The sequence below is a fragment of the Sphingopyxis sp. MG genome (assembly GCF_002953155.1).
In the GTDB taxonomy this organism is placed as follows: domain Bacteria; phylum Pseudomonadota; class Alphaproteobacteria; order Sphingomonadales; family Sphingomonadaceae; genus Sphingopyxis; species Sphingopyxis granuli.
The window spans coordinates 3050001-3066291 of sequence record NZ_CP026381.1; the positions used below are offsets into that span (position 1 = coordinate 3050001).

The following is a 16291-nucleotide window of genomic DNA, read 5'->3' on the forward strand; positions in this document are numbered from 1 at the left end:
GCGCCTGTCGGGACCGCTGATCGGCGTGTCGCTGGGCGATGTCGCGCGTGCGATGCTGCCCGGCCTCGCCCCCGCGCTGCTGATGGCGGTCGGAGTCGCCCTCGCCGGCGAAGCGCTCGCGCCGTTCGCGCTTGCCGCGCCGGTCCGGCTCGCGCTGCTCGTCGCGCTGGGCGTGCTGCTCTATGGCGGGCTGCTGTGGTTGTTCGCGCGCGAGGCGCTCGCCGAGGTGCAAAGGGTTGCGTTGCGGCGGTCGGCGCCCGAGTCGCCGTGACCGCCGCCGCGGCGATCAGGACGCGATATAGTCGCGCATCGCGGCCGCCTCGGCCTCGATCTTGTCGATGCGATATTTGACGAGATCGCCGATCGACACGAATCCCACGAGTCGCCCTTCGTCGACCACTGGCAGGTGCCGAATCCGCTTCTGCGTCATCTGTGACAGCGCGCCGATTACCGCCATGCCCGAATCGCACGTCACCGGCGACTTGGTCATCACATCGTCGATCTTGCGGTCGAGCGCATCGGGGCCGTAGGAGGAAATCAGCCGCACCAGGTCGCGCTCGGAAAAAATGCCGACGATCATGTCGCCGTCGAGCACCGGAACCGCGCCGATGCGATGCTGCGCCAGCAGGTCGATCACCGCGCGCACGCTGTCGTCCTGCCGCGCCGAAATCACCGCGCCCGTACGCCCGTAGAGGATGGCTCCAATCGTCATTCCTGCCGCTCCCACCATATATCGTCGCGGCAAAGCCTATCATGATTCGCGCCAAAGCCGAAACGCCAGAGGCCCGCATGCCGTCATTCGGGCTTGGCCTCGGCGCGCGGTTGGTTCATGGGGGGGCATGGTCAAACATTCGCCCCTCGACGATAGCGACACGTCGAAAGTCGCCTGGGCGCGCTATCGCCGGCTGATGCGCGGCATGGCGATCGTCTCGCTGGTCGCCGTCGTCGGCGCGCTCGGCTGGCTGCGCTATACGATGGGCGACGCGCTGACGATTCACATGATGATCGCGACCGCCGCCGGCGTCGGCCTGTCGGTGATGCTCGGCGCGGCGCTGATGGGGCTGGTCTTTCTGTCGAGCGGCAGCGGGCACGACGAAGCGATCGACGATCCCTTCGCCGACGACCCGGACATGAAGAATGACCGCTAGCCCGCGCGACCCAATCCTGCGGGTCGTGCCCCAGCCGTCCGACATCAACAGCAACGGCCATATCTTCGGCGGCTGGGTGCTGTCGCAGATGGACATCGCGGGCGGCATCGTCGCGGCGCGTATCGCGCAGGGCCCGACCGCGACCGTCGCGATCGAGGCGATGGAATTCATCGCGCCGATCCTGCTTCGCGACCTCATCTCCGTCTATGCGCATCTCGAGCGGCGCGGCCGCACGTCGATGGGCATCCGGATCGAGGTGATCGCGACCCGCGGCCGCGACCAGCGCGAGGTGAAGGTGACCGAGGGGCTGTTCACCTTCGTCGCGCTCGACGCGGATCACCGCCCGCGCCCGCTGCCACCGGTCTAGACCTTATTTAGCGCGATAATCGAGCGTCCGGCTGTCGTTGGCCGGCACGGTGACGATCCAGGTGGGCAGACCATCCTTACGCGGCAGTTTGCGGAGCCGCGAATCGACCACTTTCATGTCGTCGATGGCGAACCCGAGTTCGAGGACGACCGCAAAGGGGTTCGCGTTGGTCACGGTCACGCGATAATCTTCGCCCTGCTTGCCCGGCGCATGATGATTGTCGGCGGTGACGAGGACCTGGCGACTTTCGCCGATGACGAGGTTGACCGTCTCGCCAACCGCATGGTCGCGCATCGCGCCCTCGCCCGCGAGCAGTTCCTCGCCGAGCGCCGATTCGAACACCGCGACCTGTCCGCTCGGCAAGGGCACGCCGAGCTTGCCCGCCTCCTTGTTCTCCATCCGCAGCACGATCTGGGTACCTTCGTTTTTCGGTTCGCAGGTCGGACAGGTCCGCAGGCGATGGATGGTGCGGAACGGCACCTTGTCCTTCACCAGCAGCGCGACCTGCTTTTGCGCATTGGCCGCGACCGTCACCCGCATCGGCACGCGATAAAGCTTGAGATCGCCCATATCCTCGAGCTGCGCGGTGCTGAACGCGGTGATCGCCATCGGCGAATCCATCAGGCTTGCCTCGCGCCGCTGCGCGGTGACGACGATATCGTAACCCGCCATTGCGGCGGGCGCCGGCGGCGGAGAGGGCGGTGGCGGAGGCCGGATGCCGTTGCGCCCGCTGCCGGTCGGGAAGCAGGACAGGCGAAGCTGCGGTTGCGGCGGCGCCTCGACCAGCTCATCGAAATCCTGCTCGACATTCAGCGTCCCCGCAAGCGCCGACAGATCGGCATCGGCAAAGCTCTCGCCATTGCTGTTGGCGACGGTCAACCAGGCGAAGAGATCGAGCGTCTTCCCGTCGCCCGCGACGCGCGCGACATAATTGCTCGCCCAGTCGAAGCCCGTCGACAAATAGGTGAGCGTTACCGTCACGCGCTGCGCGGCCGGACTGCGCGTCGTCACTGACAGCGTCGGCTTTGCGGTCAGCCCCTTCGGCACCCTGTCGTAAAGGAGCATTTCGGGAAGGCCCGAACAGCGCAGCGCCTCATAGCCGGCGGCGGTTCGCAGCACGACGGCGCCGTCGGGACCCGAGCGGATGAAGGCATTCTCTTCGGTGACCTTGCCCGTCGCGCGATCGGTGCGGCGGAGGTGGACGCGATTGCCGAGCGATCCGTCGAGCAGGCTAGCGGGCGACAGCAGCGCCGCATCGCGATTCTTCTGCACCACCCCGCCGGGCAGGCCTGTGACGATCGCCGATACCGCGACCATCCCTTCGGCCACGCCCTCGAAGCGCAGCAGCGATTCGCCCGCCGGCAGGTCGATCGTGCGCTGTTCGGAGATCAGCGCGAAGCCTGCGAGGCTGTCGAGGTCGATCTCGCCGCCTTCGCCGCGTCCGGGATCGCGGAACGCGCTGATCGAAACCAAATCGGGGGCGGTCGAAGTCACGACGCTCTGCGCCGCCGCGGGCGATGCGGACAGAAGCAGTAGCAAAGCAAGCGACCGGCGCATCGCGGCGCGGATCAATAGCGCGTTTCGAAGGTGGCGGTGATCGTCGTCTCGCCATTGGCAGGAACCGTCACGCGCCATCGCGTCCCGTCGCTGTCGAGTCGTTCGCTCTTCCGGCTTTCGGTGATGATGCGCGTGTCGTCCCAATACCAGTCTAGCCCACGCTGGACGAGGTCGATCGTCACCGGCTGTGGTCGCGCATTGGTGAGCAGATAGGACATCGACGAGCGCCAGATCGACGGCGACCGTCGCTCGCGCGACACCACGGTCGCCTTCACCTTGACGTCGAAGGCGTCGCCGGTCTTGAGGCCGAGTTCGCTGCCCATCGGCGTATGGCCGATCCGGCTTTCGCCGATGAACTGCGGATCGCCACGCAGGTCGCGCTGATAGAAGCGCACCGTTCCGGCGGGCAGCGCGTCGCCCAGCCCGCCTTGTGCGCTCGAACTGAACTTGATCACGCTCGCCGTGCTCTGCGGCTCGGTCATATTGTTGAAGCCAGCCACTGTATATTCGTAGATCTTCTGCGCCGGCACCTTCGCCACGTCGAGGAAGCTGACCTGCTTCGTCTGCGCGTTGGCGATCGTCGTGCGCTCGGCCAGCGGATAGAGATAATAGTCGCCCAGCTGTTCGCGCGGCGCGGTCTCGGTGCCCGCGCGGCGCAATTCGCCCGGCGCCACGGGCCGCGGACGATAGACGCCGCCACTGCTCGCCGCATTACCCGCCGACGGCGTGCCCGCGACGAGCAGGGTGCGCGCCCGGTCGAAGGTGGTGCCGGTGGTGTTGGTCAGCGTGACCCAGCCCTGGACGTCGATCGTCCCCGCCTTCTCGTCGTAGAGCGACACATAGTCGGCCGCCCAGCCGAGCCCGCCGGTCAGATAGGACAGCGTCGCCGGCCGCGTTCCGGTGCTCTTGCTCTCGACCGTGATCGACAGCGTCGGCTTGGCGCGCAGGTTCGGCGGAATCTTGTCGAAGATCACCCGCACCGGCAGCCCGTCGTCGCGCAATATCTCGATGCGCGACCCGATCTCGAGCACGACGCCGCCGTTGACCGCGAGCACCTTCGCGCGCTCGCGCGTCTCGGCACCGGTCGCGGGATTGATGCGCAGCAGCGTCACCGTCTCGCCGACCGCCTTCTGCATCAGCGCGTTGGGCGACAGCAGGTCATAATCGAAATTCTGCTCGACGATCGCGGTGCCCGCGGCGCTGAACGACACCGTCTGCGGCCGGATCTGCGCCGACACGTCGGGAAATTCCTGCCGCGTCCGACCGGCGGGAAAGGAGATTTGCCGGATGTCCTGCACCAGCGACTGGCCGCCATTGTAGATGGTGACCGACAGGTCGCCCTGTGCATTGCCGGCGGCGGGGTCCTGCGCCGCGGCGGAAGCGGCGCCCAGCGCCAGGGTCAGACAGCAAAGGCTTGCCAAGGCTCGCATGAAAAACTCCCCCGAACGGTGGTCCGGGGGAGGCTATGGCATGTCGATGGCAAAAACCAGCGTCGAATCGCGGACTTATTCCGCCGCTTCGACCCCGGTGTCGCGCGCGGCGAGTGTCCGGCGCGTGCGCCGCGGCTTGGGCGCCGGCGCCTCTTCGGCGCTGTCCCCGGCGGGGGCATCGGCATTGCGTTCGCTGCGGCCGATCGCGGGTGGCAGTGCGGCGCTGTCGATTCCCGCTGTTTCGCGCGCATCCTCCTCACGCTCGCGCGTGCGGCGCGGGCCGCGGCGGGCGGTGCGCGGTGCGGGGGGCGCATCCTCGGGCGTCTCGCGCTCGGCGCTGCCCCCTTCCTTCGTTTCGGTACCGGCTTCGCTGCGATCCTGATCGCGCTCGCGACGGCCGCGGGCGCGCGGCTGGCGATTGCCGCGCCCATCCTCGTCGTCGCGGCGGTCGCGGTTGCCGCGCGTTTCGCCGTCCTGCTCGGTTTCGGTCCGCTCGCCGTCGCTGTCGAGATCGCTCTCGTCATGGCCGTCGAAATCCTCGACCCCGCGTACTTCGCGATGGCGGTCGGGGCTGCGCTCCTGACCGCTCTGCGCCGCCCTTTCCTCCTGGCGGGCGCGGAAATCGCTGTGGACGCGGAAATAATGGTCGGCGAACTGCAGATAATATTCGGTCTGCACCCGGTCGCCCGAAAGCTGCGCGTCGCGCGCGAGATTCTTGTATTTCTCGATCATCTGGACGGCATTGCCGCGCGCCCGGCTGTCGATCCGGTTGGCCTGGTCGACGCCCCCGCGCCCGCCCGACTGCGACCGGTTGTTGCTGTTGTTGTTGCGGCCGCGACGGCGACCGCTCTGCCGGTTGTTCATGTTCAACTGAGACATCCTGTCGAAAGCTAATAAGCTATGCCAACCCCTTTTGGCCGGCGGCACCAAATCGGCGTGCCGCACCCGCGCTCGCTGCGCGGTTCTAGCCCTCTGTCGCCCGCGCCGGACCCATGGTCCCGCACCGGCATCGCAAGTGGGAAGCAGACCAGCCGGCCCGATGAAGGGACCCCGGTCGGGCCTGTGAGCCGCCCCCTACAGCGCTTTGCGGCGGAAACCAAGAAAATTCTTGTATGGGGGCGCTATCCGACGCGGGTCAGCAAAAGCGCCCGGTCGCGACCACCCAAATCCCGGCGGTACCGTACGGCAAATCCCGCCGCTTCGGCCAGTTCTGCCACCAACATATGCTGTGTGGACCCGATTTCAAGCACCGCCGCGCCGCCGGGGGCGAGATAGTCCGGCAGCATCGGAATGATCCGGCGATAATCGTCGAGCCCGTCCACCCCCGCGAACAGCGCGCTCGCCGGTTCGTATCGGACGACGTCGGGCATCAGCGCCTCGCCGTCGGCGATATAGGGGGGGTTGCACAGGATGAGGTCGAACGATCCCGCCACGCCCGCCATCCAGTCGCCGACGCGGAAGGCGGCGCGGGCCGCGAGCCCGAGGGCCTCCGCATTGGCGCGCGCAAGGGTCAGCGCGGCCTCGCTCGCGTCGATCCCCAGTCCGGTCGCCGCTGGCCATTCGGCGAGCGCCGCCAGCAGCAGCGTCCCCGGCCCGGTGCCGAGGTCGAGGACATGATGCGGCGACCGCGCACCGAAATGATCGAGCGCCGCCTCGATCAGCGTCTCGCTGTCGGGTCGCGGGATCAGCGCACCGGGACCCACCGCGAGCCGGATCGTCCAGAAATCGCGATAGCCGACGATATAGGCGACGGGTTCGTGCGCCAACCGCCGCTCGACGAGCATCGCGAACGCCTCCGGCACGGCGTAGCGGGAGGGATCGAGCAGCAGCGCCGCGCGCTCCACCCCCAGCGCATGCGCCATCAGCAGTTCGGCATCGAGGCGCGGGGTTTCGGACACGGCGGCGAGGCGGGTCGCAGCGGCGCGGAGAGCCAGCCCGACCTCACTCACGCCGAATTCCGTTCGTGTCGAGCGAAGTCGGGACACTCATCGAGACGATATCGAGCCGAGGGGCATCTCGACTTCGCTCGATGCGAACGGATTCGGATCAGGCGGGGTGCTCCGAGGCTAATCACCCAGCCCTGCCAGCCGCTGCGCCTGATCCTCGGCGATCAGCGCATCGATCAGTTCGTCCATCTGCCCCTCCAGTATCTCGGGCAGGCGGTGGAGCGTCAGGTTGATGCGGTGGTCGGTCACGCGCCCCTGCGGGAAATTATAAGTGCGGATGCGTTCGGACCGGTCGCCCGACCCGACCATTGACTTGCGCGCCGACGCCTCGGCGCTGTGCGCACGCGCACGTTCGAGGTCATAGAGCCGCGCGCGCAGCACCTGCATCGCCTTCGCGCGATTCTTGTGCTGGCTGCGCTGGTCCTGCTGGATCACGACGAGGCCGGTCGGGATATGGGTGATGCGGATCGCCGAATCGGTCGTGTTGACGTGCTGCCCGCCGGCGCCGGAGGAGCGATAGATGTCGACCTTCAGGTCCTTTTCGTCGATCGCGACATCGACCTCTTCGGCCTCCGGCAGCACCGCGACGGTCGCGGCGCTGGTGTGAATGCGTCCGCCGCTTTCGGTGACGGGAACGCGCTGGACGCGGTGGACGCCGCTCTCGAACTTGAGCTTCGCGAACACCCCCTGCCCCGTCACCGACGCGACGACCTCCTTGTAGCCGCCGACCTCGGCCTCGTTCGCCGAGATGATCTCGACCTTCCAGCCCTGCGCGTCGGCGTAGCGGCCGTACATGCGGAGCAGGTCCCCCGCGAACAGCGCCGCCTCGTCGCCGCCTGTCCCCGCGCGGATTTCGAGCATCGCCGCGCGCTCGTCGGCAACGTCCTTCGGCAGCAGCCTGACTGCGAGGTCGTGCTCGGCAGCGGGCAGGGCCTCCTTGACCGCGGCGATCTCCTCCTCGGCCATCGCCTTCATCTCGGCGTCGGAGAGCATTTCATCCAGCGCCGCCAGCTCGCCGCGCAGCCGCACCACCTCGCGCGCCGCCGCCGCGACGGGCTCCAGCTCCGCGAACTCCTTCGAGGCCGCGACGAAATCGGCGGGCGTCATGTCGCCCGTCGCCATGCGGGCCTGGAGCGCGGCATGGCGCTCGATGATCGCGTCGATCTGTCTGGCCGAAACGCTCGCCATCACCCGATCGAACGAAACAGCGCTTCGGCGCGGGCGGCGGCCTCGCTGCCATCGGTCTTGGCGTTGGTGAAGGGAGCGCCGTCGCGCAGGCTGATCGAAATCAGCGCGCGGGCGCCGATCTTCGCGGCCTTGTCGAAGCGCTTGCGCGGCGAACCCGTCGCGACGATGTCCGCCGACACCCGATTGTCGCGCAGAAGGCGAAGTCCGCGCATCGCGAGATCGAACATCGCATCGTCCTCGACCGCGATCACCGCGTCGAGCCGCGTGTCGACGGCATTATCCGCGAGCAGCATCGCCAGTCGCTCGATACCCGCCGCCCAGCCGACCGCCGCGGTCGGCGGCCCGCCGAGCGCCTCGATCAATCCGTCATAGCGTCCGCCGCCCAGCACCGTGCCCTGCGCACCAAGCCGGTCGGTGACGAATTCGAACGCGGTGTGGCGATAATAGTCGAGCCCGCGCACCAGCCGCGCGTTGCGCTCCCACGCCACCCCGGCGGCGTCGAGCCCCGCGGTCACCGCGCCGAAGAAATCCTGCGCCGCCCCGGTCAGAAAGGCGTCGATGTCGGGCGCGCTGTCGGCAATGGGCCGGTCGCGCGGGTCCTTGCTGTCGAGGATGCGCAGCGGATTCTTGTCTAGCCGCGCGAGGCTGTCCTCGGACAGCTCGCCGCGATGGACGGTGAAATGCTCGACCAGCGCCGCACGCCACGCCTCGCGGCTTTCCGCGTCGCCGAGCGTGTTGAGCGTCAGCGTCACCCCCTCGGCGATCCCCAGTTCCTTCAGCAGCTGGTCGGCGAGGACGAGCAGTTCGGCGTCGGCGAGCGGGCTGTCGCTGCCGAGCACTTCGGCATCGAGCTGGTGGAACTGCCGATAGCGGCCCTTCTGCGGCCGCTCGTAGCGGAACAGCGGACCATGCGTTGCGACCTTCAGCGGCGCGAACTGCTGCCAGCCATTGGAGATATAGGCGCGCGCGATTCCGGCGGTGAATTCGGGGCGCAGCGTGATCGATTCGCCGCCGCGATCCTCGAAAGAATACATTTCCTTCGACACGACGTCGGTCGTCTCACCCAGGCTGCGCGCGAACACCGCGGTCGGTTCGATCACCGGCACCTCGACGCGCTTGAAGCCATAGAGGCGGCGCACGCGGTCGAAGGTATCGACGACATGCTGGAAACGGTCGGCGAAATCGCCGAGCATGTCCTGGGTGCCGCGCACCGGCTGCGGCGTCGGGATTTTCTTCGCGCGGTCCTTGCTCATGGCCGCGGCGTCTAATGGCTTTTCGTCGAAACGCAAAGGGTCCTCGCAGACCCCGCGCTGGACCTTCGCCGCTTTTCCCGGCAACAGGCTGACCATGAAAATGGCACCGTTCGTCGCAGCGGCCCTGCTGGCCGCTCCCTTCGCCCTCGCCTCCTCCTCCGCCGCCGAGGAGGCCAACAGCCGCCCGCAGCCGGTCGTCCAGCCGCATGTCGTGCCGCTGCCCGCCGACAAGGCCTATCCGGGGACGCTGCAGCTTCGCGTCGATGCGACCGACGTCGCGCGCGGAATCTTCCGCGTCCGCCAGACGATTCCGGTCGCGAAGAGCGGCAAGCTGACCCTCCTCTATCCGCAATGGCTGCCCGGCAAGCATGCGCCGCGCGGCGCGATCGCGGAGATCGCGGGGTTCCGGCCCAGCGCCGGCGGGACGCCGCTGACCTGGGTGCGCCAGCCGACCGACGTCTATGCCTTCGACATCGACATACCGGCGGGCACCAAGAGCATCGACGTCGCCTTCGACTTCCTGTCGCCGACGCGGCCGAGCGAGGGCCGCATCGTCGTCACGCCCGCGATGATGAACCTCCAGTGGGAACAGGTCAGCCTCTACCCGGCCGGCTATTTCACGCGCAACATCCCGGTGCAGCTCGAGGTGATACTGCCCGAGGGCTGGACCGGTGCCGCGGCGCTCGACGGGCTGAAGGTTTCGGGCAACCGCTACAGCTATGCCCCCACCAGCTACGAGACGCTGGTCGACAGCCCGATGTTCGCCGGCAAGTTCTTCCGCAAATGGGACCTCGGGCAGAATGTCACGCTGAACGTCGTCGCCGACGAGGCCAAATATCTGGAGGCGACCCCCGACCAGATCGCGCGCCACGCGGCGCTGGTCGCCGAGACGGTGGCGCTGTTCGGGACGAAGCATTTCGACCGCTACGAATTCCTCCTCGCGCTCACCGACGAGCTCGGCGGCATCGGCCTCGAACATCATCGCAGCAGCGAGAACAGCCGCGCCACCGACTATTTCACCCGCTGGGACGACAATGATTCGGAGCGCGGGCTGTTGCCGCACGAATTCACCCACAGCTGGAACGGCAAATACCGCCGCCCCGCCAAGCTGTGGACGCCCGATTTCCGGACCCCGATGCAGGGCAATCTGCTGTGGGTCTATGAAGGCCAGACGAGCTTCTGGGACCTCGTACTCGCCGGCCGTTCGGGCATGCAGAGCAAGGATACGGTGCTTGGCGAATGGGCGACCAACGCCGCCTTCTTTGCCGCGCAGGCCGGCCGGGCGTGGCGATCGGTCGAGGACACGACGCTCGACCCGGTGATCGCCGGCCGCAAGCCGCGCCCCTTCCCCAGCGCGACGCGGACCGAGGATTATTACAACGAAGGCTCGCTCGTCTGGCTGGAAGCCGACATGATCATCCGGCAGGCGACGAACGATACGAAGAGCCTCGACGATTTCGCAAAGGCCTTCTTTGGCGGCCGCGGCGGAGACTGGGGCGAGGTCACCTATGATTTCGGCGACGTCGTCGCGGCGCTGAACACCATCCACCCCTATGACTGGAGCGAGTTTCTGCGCACCCGCCTCCAGACCCCCGGCCAGCCAGCGCCGACCGGCGGCATCGAGAAGGCGGGATACCGGCTCGTCTGGCGCGACGCCCCCAACGCCTATGACCGGGCGCGGATGGCGCGCGCCAAGACCGCCGACCTCACCCACTCGCTCGGCCTGGTGATCGACAAGGACGGCGTTGCCACCGGCATCCTGTGGGACGGCGCGGCCTTTCGCGCTGACATCGTCAACGGCACGAAGATTCTCGCGGTCGACGGCCTCGGCTACAGCCGCGAGCGGATCGAGGCCGCGATCCGCGCCGCCGCCGACGGCAGGACTCCGGTGCGCCTGCTGGTCGAGCGCGGCGGCCGCTATCGCACGATCGAGATCGCCTATCATGGCGGCCTGCGCTGGCCGCACCTCGAAAAGACCGGCAGCGGGCCGGACTGGTTCGACCGGCTGCTCGCGGCGAAACGCGCGCTCTGATTTCCCTCCCGCTTGCGGGAGGAGTAAGCTCCCCCTCGACTTTGCGCGCCGTCAGGCGCTAAAGGCGCGCGCCATTTCAAAAAAGACCGAAGGATATTCTCTCCCATGCGTATCGACCTGATCCCGGCCGGCGACAATCCGCCCGACAGCCTGAATGTGCTGATCGAGGTGCCGATCGGCGGCGAGCCGGTGAAATATGAATTCGACAAGGCGTCGGGCGCGCTGTTCGTCGACCGCTTCCTGCACACACCGATGCGCTATCCCGCCAACTACGGTTTCATCCCGCACACGCTGGGCGAGGACGGCGATCCGCTCGACGCGCTCGTCGTCGCGCGCACCTCGGTCATCGCCGGCGCGGTGGTCAAGTGCCGCCCGATCGGCGTGCTTTTGATGGAAGACGACAAGGGCGGCGACGAAAAGCTGCTGTGCGTCCCGATCAACGCGACCTTTCCCTATTATGCCGAAGTGGCGAGCTATCGCTCGATGCCGCCGATCGTCATGCAGCAGATCGAGCATTTCTTCACCCACTACAAGGATCTCGAACCCGGCAAATGGGCCAAGCTCAACGGCTGGGGCGACGTCGACGAAGCCAAGCGGATCATCGTCGAGGGGATCGAGCGCGCCAGGCAGGCCGGCGTCTGAGCCGCAGCGGGCTACGCGCCCTATTCCGGCGCGTCGCCATCCGAAACGAAGCGGATGTCCTGGCGCGGATAGGGGATGCGGATTCCCGCTTCGCCGAACCGGTCCCATATGTCGAGGAACACGCTGCCCTGGATATTGCCCAGCCCCGCCTCGGGGTCCGATATCCAATAGCGCAACTCGTGCTCGACCGCGCGCTCGCCAAAGCCGATGATCCACACCACCGGTTCGGGATCGGACAGGATGCGCGGATTGGTCCGCGCCGCTTCGACCATCAACTGCTGCGCCAGCCGCAGGTCGCAGTCATAGGGAACCGGAACCCGCATCCGCACGCGCACGTCGCGGCTCGAATAGCTCCAGTTCTCGACCGCCTGCGTCATCAGCAGCTCGTTCGGGATCAGGTGCTTCTTGCCGTCGCGGGTCACGACGCTGACCGCACGCACCCCGATCTTCGCGACATAGCCGACATTGGGCACGCCGCCGAGCGTCGCGACGCCCATCGAGGCGGCATCCCCCACCACGATCACGTCGCCCGGCTTGATCGAACGGTCCATCAGCAGGATGATCCCGGCGATCAGGTTGCCGACGGTCTTCTGCAGGCCGAAGCCGATCGCCAGCCCCGCCGCCCCCGAAAAGACCGCCAGCGCGGTCAGGTCGATGCCGAGCAGATCGACCCCGAACAGCAGCGCCAGCGTGAACAGCGCGATCGCGATCAGCTTTTCGGCGAGGATGCGCTGCGTGTCGTCGATCTGCCGGTTGCGGCGCAGGACCCACTTGATCGCGCGCAGCACGACGCGCACCGCGACATAGAGCAGCACCGCGACGACCAGCGCCGCGAACAGCGAATAGAGCGACAGGCGATAGTCGCCGATGTCGAGCCCGATCGCCTTCATCGCCGCGATCACCTCCGCGACGCCGTGCCGGGCGCTCGCCGCGACGCTCATGCCGCGAGCGCCGCAAGGCCGCGTTCGAGGTCGGCGATCAGGTCGGCCGGGTCCTCGAGTCCGATCGACAGGCGCACCAGCGCATCGCGGTCGGTCCACGTCGTCGCGGTGCGAATGCCCGCCGGATCGCTCGGCACGATCAGGCTTTCGTAGCCGCCCCAGCTGAAGCCGATCCCGAAGCACGCCAGCGCATCGACGAAGCGCGCGCGCGCCGCGTCATCGGCATCCGCCAGCGTGAAGCCGAACAGCCCGCTCGTCCCCGAAAAGTCGCGCGCCCACAGCGCATGGCCCGGATCGCCGGGCAGCGCGGGGTGGAGCACTCGCCCGACTTCCGGCCGCTCGGCCAGCCAGCGCGCGACGGCGAGGCCGTTCTCCGCATGCCGCGCCAGCCGCACGTCGAGCGTCCGCAGGCCACGCAGCATCAGGGCGCAATCGTCGGGCGAAACCGAATGGCCGAGCTGATAGGTCGCCTTGCGCAGCCGCGGCCACAGCGTGGGCGTCGCGGTAAGCGAGCCCATCATCGCATCCGAATGGCCGCCGACATATTTGGTGAGGCTCATCATCGTCACGTCGACGCCGTGCGCCAGCGCCGGGAACAGCAGCGGCGTCGCCCAAGTGTTGTCGAGCATCGTCACGACGCCGCGCTCGCGCGCGACGGCCGTGATCGCGGGCACGTCCTGCACCTCGAAGGTCAGGCTGCCGGGCGATTCGAGGAAGATCAGCTTCGTCGCGGGCTCGATCAGCGCGGCGATGTCCTTGCCGATCAGCGGATCATAATAGGTCGTGCGCACGCCATAGCGCTTCAGCATATCGTCGCAGAACAGCCGCGTCGGTTCATAGGCGCTGTCGACCATCAGCAGGTGATCGCCGGGCGCGAGCAGCGCGAGCAGCCCGGCGGTGATCGCCGCGACGCCCGACGGATAGAGCAAGGTCCCCTCGGCCCCCCGCTCGAGGTCGGTCAGCGCGTCGGCGAGCGCCCAGACGGTCGGCGTCCCCCGCCGGCCGTAATAGAGCTTGTCGTGCGTCGCATGGCCCCGCGCGCGGAGATCGGCAACCGAATCGTAGAGGATCGTCGAGGCGCGCCAGACCGGCGGATTGACGACCCCGCCGCCGAGCCGCGGGTCGCCGGTCCATTCGGGCCGCCGCCCGCCCTGCGCCAGTTTCGTCGCGGGGCGGAGATTGCTGTCGTCGCTCTTGCTCATCCGCGCCTTGTTAACCGAGCGGGGCGCAAAATCCAGTAGTCGGCACCTTCCGACCCGCGCGGCGGGCTTTCAAATTCTCAAACGAAGACACGAAGAGGGCAGCCCACGCGCGAACCATGCGCGCATGAACTGCCCTCTTCGTGTCTTCGTGTGAGTCAAAATGGCGCGGCCTCAGGCCGCGCCGGTCGCCTTCGGGGTTGCCGGGTCGGCGCCCCATTCGGTCCAGCTTCCGTCATAGACCGCGACATCCTCCTTGCCGAGCAGGTGCGCGCCGAAGGCGACGACGGTCGCGGTCATGCCGCTGCCGCAGGTCGTGACGAGCGGCTTGTCGAGATCGATTCCCGCGGCGTCGAAGGCCGCCTTCAGTTCGTCGCCCTGCTTCCAGGTGCCGTCGGCGTTGAAAAGCTGGCTGTGCGGCAGGCTGCGCGAGCCCGGGATGTGGCCCGGCGCCATGCCGGGGCGCGGATCGCGCTCTTCGCCGGTGAAGCGCGCCGCGGGGCGCGCGTCGACGACCTGTTCGGCGCCGCTGTCGACGTTCGCGAGCATCTGGTCCTTGCTGCGCACCGCCTTCGCATCGCGCCACACCGTGAAGTGGCGGTGGCGCAGCGTCTGCTTGCCCATTTCGAGCGGGCGCCCTTCGGCCTTCCACTTGGCGAGCCCGCCGTCGAGGAGCGCGACGTCGTGCGCGCCGAACAGCTTGAGCAGCCACCAGGCGCGCGCCGCGCTTTTCAGCGGGCTGTCGTCATAAAGCACGATGCGGCTGCCGTCGCCGAGGCCGAGCGACTGCATCCGGCTCGCGAACTTCTCGGGCGGCGGCGCCATATTCTCGACATCGCTGTGCGAATCGGCCAACTCTGTCAGGTCCATGAAGACCGCGCCGGGGATGTGACCCGCCTCATATTCCGCGCGCGCGTCGCGGTCGGTCCCCACCATGAATTTCGTCGCATCGACGACCCGCAGGTCCGATGCCCCCAGTTCGCGTTCCAGCCAGTCGGTTGACACCAAGGCGTCCATGTCATGCTCCTGTTACGACCCGACGGTGGAACCTGCGTTGTCCTGCCCCGCCCGCCGGCCATCCTGCTATGGCTCTTGTCTTTCCGGGGAAGTCGCCAGCCTATGCCCCCGCTTGCCCTTTTTCAAGCGCGCTGCCGCTCTGCCCCAGACGATGCTGCGCCGCAACAAAAATGATGTCTACAGGCTCCGCCGCATCGCGGTGGCGCGGGCGCCCGGCTGGCTGACGACATAGGTCGCGCGGTCGAGCGGAAGCGGCGCAAGACGGTCGCTTTCCTTCGGCCCCGTCTCGCGGCCGATCACGAAGCTGCCCGCGACCTGGCCGAACCCGTCGCCCGCCCCGTCCCAATGATAGGTAACGTCGAAGGCGACCACCGGGACGAGCATCGGCTTGCCTCCCATCGGCAGCGGCTCGATCGTCGCGCGCGGCAGCACGACCTCACCATCGAGACGCTCGCCCGCGCCCGGCGCCAGCGCCATGTCATCGCGCAGCACACTGCCGCCAGCGCCGTCGAAGAAGCGCGCGAGAACCGGCTCGGTCATCGCCGATCCCTGATTGAGCGCGATGCGGACCATCAACCCGACGGCATCGACCGATCCCTGGTTCGTCAGGTTCAGCGAAAAGCCGAAAAGAATCTGGTCGGGCGCGGCGCGAATCGAGTGAATCTCCAGCGTCATGCCGATCACCGGCCGCCGCTCGGCCGCGGGCCGGGTGACGAGCGGCGTCGGCGAGCGCGGCGCGGCGGGCGCCGGAGGAACCACGTCGGGCGTCGCCGGAACGGGCGGCGAAGGCGCAGGTGCCGGCGGCGGTGTCGGCAAGGGCGCCGGGGTCTGCGGAGCGGTCGGCGACGGCGCCGGGGTTTCCGGCGCCTCGAAAGGCGCTGCGCCCTCTGGAAGCGGACGACGGCGCCAATACCAGATACCGGCAGCCAGCGCGGCCAGTGCTGCCAGCAGCCAGGCCCAGAGCGGCGTGTCCGGCGCGGGAGCGGAAGAGGACGCAGGCGGCGCCACATCATCGGCCACCGGACTGGGCGCCTCCGGGGCGGGCGTGGATGCCGACGGTTCCGGCCCGGCGGGCAATGTCGATGCGTCGCCGGTCGGTGCGACGAGCACCGGCACGGGAGCTTCGCCGCCGGTCGGTGCAGGCGATGCGGCGCGCGGCGATACCTCAGCCGCGCGCGGCCCCGCAGGCGCGGTGCGGCGCGGGGTTTCGGATGCGGTCGTGCCGCCGGTTGCGGGCAGCGTCGGTGCCACCCGCGGCGGTGTTGGACGGGGTGCCGGGGAGGGCGTAGGCGCGGGTGTGACGCGCTCGCCGGGGGCGATCGGCGGCAGGCCATTGTTCGACGGCCCCTGCACCCCGGCCGCGCGGCCATCGTCGGCAGGCGGCAGACGGAAATCGACCGACGGTCCCGACGGAGCGGGTGACGACGGAGTCTGCGACGGCGCGGGCTCGGGCGTCTCGGCCTGCTGCGCCGCGGCCGGGGCGGGCCCGCCCAGCCCCAGGGCGAGTGCCATCAATGGCAGCGCTGCTGCCTTGCGTCGCCGATCCAACCTGCTGCCCGTCATCGCCAAAC

General features: G+C 68.3%; 16 protein-coding genes (1 of these 16 running past the window's edge). 5 read left to right on the forward strand and 11 right to left on the reverse strand.

Features of this window, described 5'->3' with window-relative positions:
- Positions 1-271: the 3' end of a lipopolysaccharide biosynthesis protein gene (locus tag C3E99_RS14005; RefSeq protein ID WP_082737352.1), read on the forward strand. Its footprint begins 1253 nt before the window's first position; only the last 271 of its 1524 coding nucleotides appear in the window; its start codon lies beyond the left edge, outside the window; it ends in the stop codon at positions 269-271.
- Positions 272-286: 15 nt separating this feature from the next.
- Here C3E99_RS14005 and C3E99_RS14010 read toward each other — a convergent pair whose 3' ends face one another.
- Positions 287-712: a CBS domain-containing protein gene (locus C3E99_RS14010; protein WP_067110775.1), complete on the reverse strand. Its 426-nt coding sequence runs from the start codon at positions 710-712 to the stop codon at positions 287-289.
- Between the two features lie 127 nt (positions 713-839).
- Here C3E99_RS14010 and C3E99_RS14015 point away from each other — a divergent pair, with 127 nt between their 5' ends.
- Positions 840-1148, forward strand: a complete 309-nt coding sequence (locus C3E99_RS14015) for a hypothetical protein (protein WP_076077006.1) — start codon at positions 840-842, stop codon at positions 1146-1148.
- Positions 1138-1515 (forward strand): acyl-CoA thioesterase, encoded by a 378-nt coding sequence (locus C3E99_RS14020; RefSeq protein WP_076077007.1) that lies wholly within the window; start codon positions 1138-1140, stop codon positions 1513-1515. Before C3E99_RS14015 ends, C3E99_RS14020 begins: the two co-directional genes overlap by 11 nt.
- A gap of 3 nt (positions 1516-1518) precedes the next feature.
- Here the strand turns inward: C3E99_RS14020 and C3E99_RS14025 are convergent, their stop codons facing one another.
- From C3E99_RS14025 to hisS, 6 genes are all read right to left on the reverse strand, one after another.
- A complete protein-coding gene (locus C3E99_RS14025; RefSeq protein WP_234002486.1) occupies positions 1519-3009 on the reverse strand; it encodes a DUF4139 domain-containing protein in 1491 nt (496 codons plus the stop codon).
- A gap of 74 nt (positions 3010-3083) precedes the next feature.
- Positions 3084-4502, reverse strand: a complete 1419-nt coding sequence (locus C3E99_RS14030; protein WP_076077010.1) for a DUF4139 domain-containing protein — start codon at positions 4500-4502, stop codon at positions 3084-3086.
- 75 nt (positions 4503-4577) lie between these two features.
- On the reverse strand, positions 4578-5366 hold the full coding sequence (locus tag C3E99_RS14035) for a DUF4167 domain-containing protein (RefSeq protein WP_076077013.1): 789 nt from the start codon (positions 5364-5366) through the stop codon (positions 4578-4580).
- Positions 5367-5623: 257 nt separating this feature from the next.
- Entirely contained in the window at positions 5624-6451 is an 828-nt protein-coding gene (prmC, locus tag C3E99_RS14040) for a peptide chain release factor N(5)-glutamine methyltransferase (RefSeq protein WP_076077015.1), read from the reverse strand.
- 117 nt (positions 6452-6568) lie between these two features.
- A complete protein-coding gene (gene prfA, locus C3E99_RS14045; RefSeq protein ID WP_076077017.1) occupies positions 6569-7636 on the reverse strand; it encodes a peptide chain release factor 1 in 1068 nt (355 codons plus the stop codon).
- Positions 7636-8889 carry a histidine--tRNA ligase gene (gene hisS, locus C3E99_RS14050; protein ID WP_067110757.1) on the reverse strand — a complete coding sequence of 418 codons (1254 nt, stop codon included), beginning with the start codon at positions 8887-8889 and terminating at the stop codon, positions 7636-7638. The genes prfA and hisS overlap by 1 nt, the downstream gene beginning before the upstream one ends.
- 94 nt (positions 8890-8983) lie before the next feature.
- Between hisS and C3E99_RS14055 the strand changes: the two genes are divergently transcribed.
- The gene (locus C3E99_RS14055; protein WP_076078159.1) at positions 8984-10921 is read left to right on the forward strand and encodes a M61 family metallopeptidase; all 1938 of its coding nucleotides are present in this window, start codon (positions 8984-8986) and stop codon (positions 10919-10921) included.
- A 105-nt stretch (positions 10922-11026) separates the two neighbouring features.
- Positions 11027-11563 carry an inorganic diphosphatase gene (ppa, locus tag C3E99_RS14060; RefSeq protein WP_067110754.1) on the forward strand — a complete coding sequence of 179 codons (537 nt, stop codon included), beginning with the start codon at positions 11027-11029 and terminating at the stop codon, positions 11561-11563.
- Between the two features lie 20 nt (positions 11564-11583).
- Here ppa and C3E99_RS14065 read toward each other — a convergent pair whose 3' ends face one another.
- From C3E99_RS14065 to C3E99_RS14080, 4 genes are all read right to left on the reverse strand, one after another.
- Positions 11584-12504 carry a mechanosensitive ion channel family protein gene (locus C3E99_RS14065; RefSeq protein WP_076077018.1) on the reverse strand — a complete coding sequence of 307 codons (921 nt, stop codon included), beginning with the start codon at positions 12502-12504 and terminating at the stop codon, positions 11584-11586.
- Entirely contained in the window at positions 12501-13706 is a 1206-nt protein-coding gene (metC, locus tag C3E99_RS14070) for a cystathionine beta-lyase (protein WP_076077020.1), read from the reverse strand. Before metC ends, C3E99_RS14065 begins: the two co-directional genes overlap by 4 nt.
- Positions 13707-13877: 171 nt before the next feature.
- Positions 13878-14720: a 3-mercaptopyruvate sulfurtransferase gene (sseA, locus tag C3E99_RS14075; protein ID WP_067110746.1), complete on the reverse strand. Its 843-nt coding sequence runs from the start codon at positions 14718-14720 to the stop codon at positions 13878-13880.
- A 177-nt stretch (positions 14721-14897) separates the two neighbouring features.
- Complete coding sequence (locus C3E99_RS14080; protein WP_158682317.1) at positions 14898-16232, reverse strand: hypothetical protein; 1335 nt, start codon at positions 16230-16232, stop codon at positions 14898-14900.
- Positions 16233-16291 lie beyond the last annotated feature (59 nt).

Bases quoted from the DNA above. Each gene is read 5' to 3' on its own strand.
- C3E99_RS14010 (WP_067110775.1), bottom strand. From the start codon at position 712: ATGACGATTGGAGCCATCCTCTACGGGCGTACGGGCGCGGTGATTTCG.
- C3E99_RS14015 (WP_076077006.1), top strand. From the start codon at position 840: ATGGTCAAACATTCGCCCCTCGACGATAGCGACACGTCGAAAGTCGCC.
- C3E99_RS14020 (WP_076077007.1), top strand. From the start codon at position 1,138: ATGACCGCTAGCCCGCGCGACCCAATCCTGCGGGTCGTGCCCCAGCCG.
- C3E99_RS14030 (WP_076077010.1), bottom strand. From the start codon at position 4,502: ATGCGAGCCTTGGCAAGCCTTTGCTGTCTGACCCTGGCGCTGGGCGCC.
- C3E99_RS14035 (WP_076077013.1), bottom strand. From the start codon at position 5,366: ATGAACAACCGGCAGAGCGGTCGCCGTCGCGGCCGCAACAACAACAGC.
- prfA (WP_076077017.1), bottom strand. From the start codon at position 7,636: ATGGCGAGCGTTTCGGCCAGACAGATCGACGCGATCATCGAGCGCCAT.
- hisS (WP_067110757.1), bottom strand. From the start codon at position 8,889: ATGAGCAAGGACCGCGCGAAGAAAATCCCGACGCCGCAGCCGGTGCGC.
- C3E99_RS14055 (WP_076078159.1), top strand. From the start codon at position 8,984: ATGAAAATGGCACCGTTCGTCGCAGCGGCCCTGCTGGCCGCTCCCTTC.
- ppa (WP_067110754.1), top strand. From the start codon at position 11,027: ATGCGTATCGACCTGATCCCGGCCGGCGACAATCCGCCCGACAGCCTG.
- C3E99_RS14065 (WP_076077018.1), bottom strand. From the start codon at position 12,504: ATGAGCGTCGCGGCGAGCGCCCGGCACGGCGTCGCGGAGGTGATCGCG.
- metC (WP_076077020.1), bottom strand. From the start codon at position 13,706: ATGAGCAAGAGCGACGACAGCAATCTCCGCCCCGCGACGAAACTGGCG.
- sseA (WP_067110746.1), bottom strand. From the start codon at position 14,720: ATGGACGCCTTGGTGTCAACCGACTGGCTGGAACGCGAACTGGGGGCA.
- C3E99_RS14080 (WP_158682317.1), bottom strand. From the start codon at position 16,232: ATGGCACTCGCCCTGGGGCTGGGCGGGCCCGCCCCGGCCGCGGCGCAG.